The organism is Bradyrhizobium sp. AUGA SZCCT0160, from assembly GCF_018130105.1.
In the GTDB taxonomy this organism is placed as follows: Bacteria; Pseudomonadota; Alphaproteobacteria; order Rhizobiales; family Xanthobacteraceae; genus Bradyrhizobium.
In genome coordinates this window covers 21,040-27,500 of record NZ_JAFCMD010000038.1, presented here as the reverse complement: position 1 = coordinate 27,500, position 6,461 = coordinate 21,040, and the positions used below count along the sequence as shown (strand labels likewise).

The following is a 6,461-nucleotide window of genomic DNA, read 5'->3' as shown; positions in this document are numbered from 1 at the left end:
ATTACAACATCGTCGTCGACAACATCACCCTGGTGCTGAGCGGGTTCGACCAGGCGACCAAGAAGTATGTCGGCGCCGAAGCTGTTCTCAAGTCAGCAATAGCCCAGGTCCAGGCCGACAAGAAAATGGCGGCCAAGGACAAGAAGGAGGCGCTTGCCGATCTCAACGAGGCGCTGAAATCGCCGCAGCCGGTGATCGAGCACAAGGGCAATATCGACTTGGTGACGAAGCACTACGACAAGCTCGCCGACGCGCTCAGCGAGGACTAAAGCATTACCGGTTCTAATTGAGCCAAAGCTCCTGTTTTGACGCGTTTTCTTCCCGCGAAAGTCGCCCAACAAAAAGCCCCGGAGAAATCTCCGGGGCTTCTGTCGTTTTGACGGTAGCGCCTCAGGTCTTGGTGCGCATCCGCATCATGAAGCTGTCGTAGCTCAGTTCGGCCACCTGCATCCACGCCACCGATTCGGCGCGGAACGCGGTCAGGCTGCTGTACATCTTGGCGAAGTGCGGATTTGTCTTGGACAAATCGGCGTAGATCTCGTTCGCCGCATTGTAGCAGGCTTCCAGCACTTCCTGCGGGAACGGCTTCAGGATCGCACCCGCCACCAGGAGCCGCTTCAAGGCTGCCGCGTTGACGTAGTCGTATTTGCCGGTGACCCAGCTGAACGTGTCGTAGGACGCGGTTTCGATCGCGGCCTGATAGTGCTTCGGCAGGGCGTTGAACTTCTCGGTGTTCATGATGTTGTGGCCCTGGCCGGTGCCTTCCCACCAACCCGGATAATAGTAGTACTTCGCGACCTTGACGAAGCCGAGCTTTTCGTCGTCGTAGGGACCGACCCACTCGGCCGCGTCGATGGTGCCCTTTTCGAGCGCCGGATAGATGTCGCCGCCCGCGATCTGCTGCGGTACGCCGCCGACCTTGGCGATGATGGTGCCTGCGAAACCGCCGACGCGGAATTTCAGGCCCTTGAAATCCTCCATCGACTTGATTTCCTTCCGGAACCAGCCGCCCATCTGGGCGCCCGTGCTGCCGGTCGGAACGCCGGTGACCTTATATTCCTTCATCAGGTCGTTCAGCATGTCCATGCCACCGCCGAACCGCATCCACGCGATATGCGCGCGCGTGTTGAGCCCGAACGGCAGCGAGGTGCCGAAGGTGAAGGCAGGATTCTTGCCCCAATAGTAATAAAGCGCCGTGTTGCCCATTTCGACGGTGCCGTTGGAGACGGCGTCGAGCACCTGCAGGCCCGGCACGATTTCGCCGGCGGCGAACGGTTGAATCTGGAATTTGTTGTCGGTGATATCGGCAACGCGCTTGCAGAAAAATTCGCAGCCGCCGTAGAGCGTATCGAGTGCCTTTGGCCAGCTGGCCGCAAGCCGCCACTTAATTTCAGGATTGGATTGCGCGATGGCAGGTGATGCGACCGCAGTCGCAGCGAGGCCGACACCGCCTACCTTGATAAAATCACGACGTTTCATTCGTTTCCCCTTTTGTTTTTTAATACTGACCACGGGACAACGATCTTGATTTGTCGTTTCTGTCCGACGATGGCCGACGTTCGATTGGTGATTGAGATCAATCCTTTCAAACCCGTAGGGCAGGATGACCAATCGGGGGTCGATAATCAAGGGTTCTGGTCCGGCCGCAGCTGCGAACAGCTGCAATAAGTTTACGCAATGGCCGCCCCCTCAATTGCCCGCCTTCACACGACGAAAGGCTAAGACGTAAACTGACGCGACGGGCCTTCGTCTGATAGGAAGGCCGGTAATCGCCGCTGGGAGCCGGAAATGGCAGAGAAGAAGGTCGTGGTCGCGGGCGCCACGGGATTGGTGGGAAATGCCGCATTGCGGCACTTCGGCGCCGCCGGGGGATGCGACGTTCTGGCGCTGTCGCGGCGCAGGCCGCGCGAGCTCTATCGAGCCCGGCACGTTCCGATCGACCTCACCGATCCCGTGCAGTGCCGGCGCGCCGCAACCGAATTGCAGGGCGCCACCCACCTTGTCTACGCCGCGCTCTATGAAGCGCCCAATCTGGTCGACGGCTGGCGCGATCAGGATCAGATCCGCACCAACGATTTGATGCTGCGCAATCTGATGGCCGCGCTCGAACCGGTCGCGCCGCAGCTTCGGCATGTCGCACTTCTGCAAGGCACCAAGGCCTATGGCGTCCACGTCCGCCCGCTCACCGTGCCGGCGCGCGAGGGCCGCTCGGAAATGTACGAGCAGCCGAATTTCTACTGGGCGCAGGAGAATTTCCTGCGTGAGCTGCAGCAGGGCAAAGCCTGGCACTGGAGCATTCTGCGGCCGGTCCTGATCGTCGGTGAGACGATCGGCGGCGCGATGGACCTGATCCCGCCGCTCGGCGTCTATGCCGCCATGTTGCGCGAGCAAGGCCGCCCGCTCGATTATCCCGGCGGCGCCGCGCGGGTTTCGCAAGCGGTCGACGTCGATCTTTTGGCGCGCGCGATCGCCTGGGCCGGCGAGGCGGCCGCCGCGCGCAACGAAGCCTTCAACGTCACCAATGGCGATGTCTTCACCTGGGAGAATGTCTGGCCGGCGATTGCAGACGCGCTTGAGATGAAGCTGGGCAATGCCGTGGCGCTGTCGCTGGCGCGCGAGTATCCCAAATGGATCGCGCCGTGGGACGAGCTGCGACGCAAGCACAATCTGATTTCGCCCAGCCTTGAAGAATTTGTCGGCCTTTCATTCCAGTACGCCGATTACAGCATGCGCTATGGCCACACCCAGTCGGGCCCGCCCTCAATCGTCTCGACCGTGAAGATCAACCAGGCCGGTTTTACGGAGATGATGGATACCGAGGTGATGTTCCGGAAATGGTTTGGCATCGCGCGATCGAGCCGCTTGCTGCCGTAGCAAATTCGGGGGCTGCGCTGATCCCGCCAGATGCCATCATAGTTTGACGGAATGAAACACTGGAGCCTCAAAATGCTGGATCACGTCTCGCTGGGCGTCAGCGATATCGAGCGGTCAAGGAAATTCTATGATCAGGCGCTTCGCCCGCTCGGCATCGAGCGCTTGTACGCTGACGGTCCAACCGCCGCCGGCTATGGAGCCGATCGCAAAGCATTCTTCTGGATCGGCGAGAAAAACGCGTCGCAAACCGGCAGCCACGTCGCCTTTGTGGCCCAGGACAGGGAAACCGTGGACCGGTTTCACCAGGCCGCGCTCGCAGCCGGGGGACGCGACAACGGGCAGCCGGGGCTGCGCCCGCATTATCATGAAGATTACTACGGCGCGTTCGTGCTCGATCCCGACGGCCACAACATCGAGGCGGTTTGCCGGCGGAAGCAGGCGTGACCCAATCTACGTATTACCCGCCGCCCCGAACTTCGCTTCCATCGCCTTCCGCGTCTTGATGGTGTCATTGCCTTCATCGACCTCGACGTCGCTCCAGCGCACCACGGCGCCATGGGCGACGTTGTTCTTCAGCTTGACGCGATGGGCGAGACCAATCGGCAGCGCGCCGGCTTTGAGGCTGGCGGCTGCCGGCATCAATTTGCCCCATACCGTGTAGCCACCTTCGCCGTCGAGCATTTCGCCGGCGCGCAAGTTCCGCTTTGCCACCGCCGCGACATCGCCGCGAAAACCGTGCGGTTGTCCGGTCGGCTCGCCCCGCAACGCCGCCGACAGGATCGAGATGTTCAGCTCCAGTCCGATCAGGTGATACGGCTTGTACATCGCAGCAAACCGTCCCGATGCGTCGGTCTTCAGCCCGTACTGCTTGAAACAGTCCGCGGCATAATCGTTCGGTGCTTCCAGCACGACGTAGACGCCCCAGCGCAGATCGCGAAACACCGCCCTGCCGTCACGCTCCAGCGACGACACCACTTCCACCACGCCGGATTTCTCGAGCACGCCGCCTTTGTCGCGCGGCCGCATCACATGCGGCAGGTCGTCGACGCCGCAGGGCGGAAACTTTAGGCCGTCGGTGGGCACGTCGAGCTGGCAAGCGTTGGCGATCGCCGCCATCTCGATCGCGGATTTGGTGCCGTCGAGAAACGAGTTGAACATCTGCGGATTCATGCCCGCCGATTGCGCCTCATCCGCGGTGAGGCCGTAGTGACCCCAGACGCCTTCCGGCGTCACGTCGTGATAGGCCGGCAGATATTTTGTACCTTTGCCGGCGGCGACGACGCGGAAACCGGTCGCACGCGCCCAGTCCACCATCTCTGATGTGAGCGCCGGCTGATCGCCATAGGCCAGCGAATAGACCACGCCGGCCTTGCGGGCTTCCTCCGCCAGCAGCGGACCTGCCAGCACATCGGCCTCGACATTGACCATTACGACATGCTTGCCGGCCGCAATCGCCGCGCGGGCATGCCGGATGCCGACGGCGGGATTGCCGGTCGCTTCCACCACGACATCCATCGCGCCGCCGGCGATCGCGCGCAGGCCGTCATCGGTGAAGGCGGTCCGTGCGATCCGTTCCTGGTCCCAGCCGACGGTACGGCACGCCTCGCGCGCGCGGTCGCGGTCGAGATCGATAATCAGCGGCACCTCGAGTCCCGGCGTGTGCGGCACCTGTGCCAGGAACATCGAGCCGAACTTGCCGGCGCCGATCAGCGCGACGCGAACCGGTTTGCCGGCGGCATGGCGGGCCTGGAGGAGGTGGTGGAGATTCATGGCAAATCCGAAAGTTGGCGTGTCCCGGACGCGGTGCAGCGTTCTTCACGCTGCTCCGCAGAGCCGGGACCCATGGAGATAATCGAGCGCGGTTCAAGCATGGGCCCCGGCTCAGCAGCGCAACGTTACACGCTGCGCTGCGTCCGGGGCACGAGAGTGGCCTACTCCGCCGCCTGGCGATGGGCTCGCGCCAATCGCAGCAACGCGTCGTCGTCCACGGTCTGGATCGGCGTGAAATCGCGATGGGCGATATATTCCGGCCGCGTCGGGGTGCGGATGTAATTGGAGACCGCATTCAGCGTCAGATAGACGATCTTGCGCGGGTAGGGCGTGATGTTGCCGGCCGAACCGTGCACCAGATTGCCGTGGAACATCAGCATGCCGCCGGCCTTGCCGGTCGGCGCGACGATGCCGCCTTCCTTCACCAGCCTCGTCACCGTGGCCTCGTCCAGCGTCCACAGCGGATAGGAGGTGGTCTCGAGATCGTGCGAGGCCTGCAAGTCGCCGGCGTGCTGGCTCTTGGGCACCAGCATCAGGGGACCGTTGATCGGCATCACCTCGTCGAGGAAGATCGCGATATTCATCGCGCGGGGTTGCGGCATGCCGTCGTCGCGCTTCCAGGTGCCGTAATCCTGATGCCATTGCCAGACATCGCCGGTGAAGGCGGATTTGGCGTTGATCTTGTATTGATGCATGTAGACTTTTTCGCCGAACACCTGCTCGACCGGCTCGATCATGCGCGGATGCGCACCGAGCGCGCCGAACGCCTCGTTGTAGAGATGCGCCGCAAAGGCGGTGCGCGGCGCACCGCTCTTCTCGCGCCACACCTCGGGCCGGTCGGCGTCATAGATGCTGACAGCCTCGCGGGCGAGATAGGCCACTTCCTCGGGGCTGAACAGCTCGGGCAGGAACAGCCAGCCTTCGCGGTTGAAATAGTCGATCTGCTCTTGCATGAGTTTCATGTCGTCTCTCCCTTTGTTTTGTTTCTCTCCCTCATGGTGAGGAGCGCGTCTTCGCGCGTCTCGAACCATGAGGCTGCCGGCCCATCCTTCGAGACGCGTCTTTGCCGCTCCTCCAGCAATAACGGCGGAGCGTTATGCAGGGATGAGGATTCCCTGCTGCTACGCCGCCTTGCTCGTCGCCCTCAGTCTTTCCTCCGTCATCCGTCCTGCCGTCTGCGCATGCGCCAACGCCGCAGCCTCGGCTTCCCCAGCATTGCCGGCCAGAATCTGCACGGCGATCGCCTCGTGTTCGCTCCAGGCGCTGTCGCGGTAATCGAGTTCGGCCAGCACGGTGGCCATCGAGCGGCGCATGTGCGGCCATTGCGGCGCGATCATTTCCTCGATCGCAGGGTTCCCTGCGAGGCGGTAGATCGCGCTGTGAAAGTCGACGTCGAGCGCAATAAGCCGCGCCAGCGGGGTGCCTTGGCCGATGGTCCGGCCGGCCTCCAAGGCCGCTTCCAGCGCCGCCCGTCCGGCCGTGTCGGTCTTCACGCGTCCGGCGGCAAGCCGTGCTGCCAGGGCGTCGATGGCCCCGCGGACCTCGTAGAGCTGGCGGATACGCGCCGGGTCGAGTTCGGTGACCTCAAAGCCGCGGCGGCCGCTCTCGGCCACTAGGCCCTGACGGTGCAGCAGATGAAGGGCGTGGGAAACCGGCTGGCGCGATACGCCAAGCTTCTCGGCCAGCTCGTTCTGGGTGATGCGCTGCCCCGGCGGCAGCGTGCGGTCGATGATCGCCTCGAGGATCCGGGCATAGACCTGGTCGATCAGGTTGGGGAGCGGATCTAACGGGATCATGCCGGCTGTCCAAAGAGGAAT

General features: G+C 62.8%; 7 protein-coding genes (1 of these 7 running past the window's edge). 3 read left to right on the top strand and 4 right to left on the bottom strand.

What is annotated here, in order from left to right:
* Positions 1-269, top strand: partial view of a hypothetical protein gene (locus tag JQ558_RS35455; protein ID WP_249142778.1) — the end only. 271 nt of this gene lie to the left of the window's left edge; 269 of the gene's 540 nt are visible here — the last part of the coding sequence; its start codon lies off the left edge, out of view; the stop codon is at positions 267-269.
* Between the two features lie 121 nt (positions 270-390).
* Here JQ558_RS35455 and JQ558_RS35450 read toward each other — a convergent pair whose 3' ends face one another.
* On the bottom strand, positions 391-1,479 hold the full coding sequence (locus JQ558_RS35450) for a TRAP transporter substrate-binding protein (protein WP_212213991.1): 1,089 nt from the start codon (positions 1,477-1,479) through the stop codon (positions 391-393).
* 309 nt (positions 1,480-1,788) lie between these two features.
* Between JQ558_RS35450 and JQ558_RS35445 the strand changes: the two genes are divergently transcribed.
* Together JQ558_RS35445 and JQ558_RS35440 are read left to right on the top strand one after the other, a co-directional pair.
* Positions 1,789-2,874, top strand: a complete 1,086-nt coding sequence (locus JQ558_RS35445) for an NAD-dependent epimerase/dehydratase family protein (RefSeq protein WP_212296591.1) — start codon at positions 1,789-1,791, stop codon at positions 2,872-2,874.
* A 72-nt stretch (positions 2,875-2,946) separates the two neighbouring features.
* Positions 2,947-3,318 (top strand): VOC family protein, encoded by a 372-nt coding sequence (locus JQ558_RS35440; protein ID WP_212296590.1) that lies wholly within the window; start codon positions 2,947-2,949, stop codon positions 3,316-3,318.
* Positions 3,319-3,324: 6 nt separating this feature from the next.
* Here the strand turns inward: JQ558_RS35440 and JQ558_RS35435 are convergent, their stop codons facing one another.
* The 3 genes from JQ558_RS35435 to JQ558_RS35425 form a co-directional block, all read right to left on the bottom strand.
* Complete coding sequence (locus JQ558_RS35435) at positions 3,325-4,644, bottom strand: NAD(P)H-dependent oxidoreductase (protein ID WP_212296589.1); 1,320 nt, start codon at positions 4,642-4,644, stop codon at positions 3,325-3,327.
* 161 nt (positions 4,645-4,805) lie between these two features.
* The gene (locus tag JQ558_RS35430) at positions 4,806-5,606 is read right to left on the bottom strand and encodes a phytanoyl-CoA dioxygenase family protein (RefSeq protein ID WP_212296588.1); all 801 of its coding nucleotides are present in this window, start codon (positions 5,604-5,606) and stop codon (positions 4,806-4,808) included.
* A gap of 159 nt (positions 5,607-5,765) precedes the next feature.
* The gene (locus JQ558_RS35425) at positions 5,766-6,440 is read right to left on the bottom strand and encodes a GntR family transcriptional regulator (protein WP_212274598.1); all 675 of its coding nucleotides are present in this window, start codon (positions 6,438-6,440) and stop codon (positions 5,766-5,768) included.
* Between the last annotated feature and the right edge of the window lie 21 nt (positions 6,441-6,461).